This window comes from Agrilactobacillus fermenti (genome assembly GCF_021030645.1).
GTDB classification, from domain to species: domain Bacteria; phylum Bacillota; class Bacilli; order Lactobacillales; family Lactobacillaceae; genus Agrilactobacillus; species Agrilactobacillus fermenti.
The window spans coordinates 1-435 of record NZ_JACGCJ010000078.1 but is presented as its reverse complement, the minus strand read 5'-3'; the positions used below and the strand labels follow the sequence as shown (position 1 = coordinate 435).

Annotated in this window: 1 protein-coding gene; it reads left to right on the top strand. The window is 41.6% G+C overall.

Going from position 1 to position 435, the window contains the following annotated elements; all coding sequences use genetic code 11:
• A partial coding sequence (locus FHQ08_RS12695) for an IS110 family transposase (protein WP_230914754.1) occupies positions 1-435 on the top strand: 435 nt, incomplete at both ends.

Sequence of the window (435 nt, the reverse complement as noted above, 5' to 3'; positions counted from 1 at the left end):
AGTTGAACCCCCTACAACTTCATTTCAATACGCAAGATCTTCGCCGCATCAAGAACGACACCACAGACGCCCGCAAGATCGGTTTAGCCGCTTATGACAATACTTACCGCCTATTTACGCAACAGAAACCGATCTATGGCACACTCAGAGAATTGAACCGTTTCTATCAACGGATGATCAAAGATATCAAACTTCATCAACTTTGGCTCCATACCACGCTCCAACAGACTTTTCCCGAATTAGAGGCTTTATTTAGCAGCAGAGTTTCTAAATTGGCATTGAATATTATTGAACTCTATCCGCACCCAGACTTTGTTAAAGGCTTAGGGCACATCAAATTACGCAACCAGTTGATGAAAAATACGGATAAAAAGCTCTCCAAAACAAAAGCGACCCAAAAAGCTGAGGCACTTTTAGATTATGCTAAAGATAGTG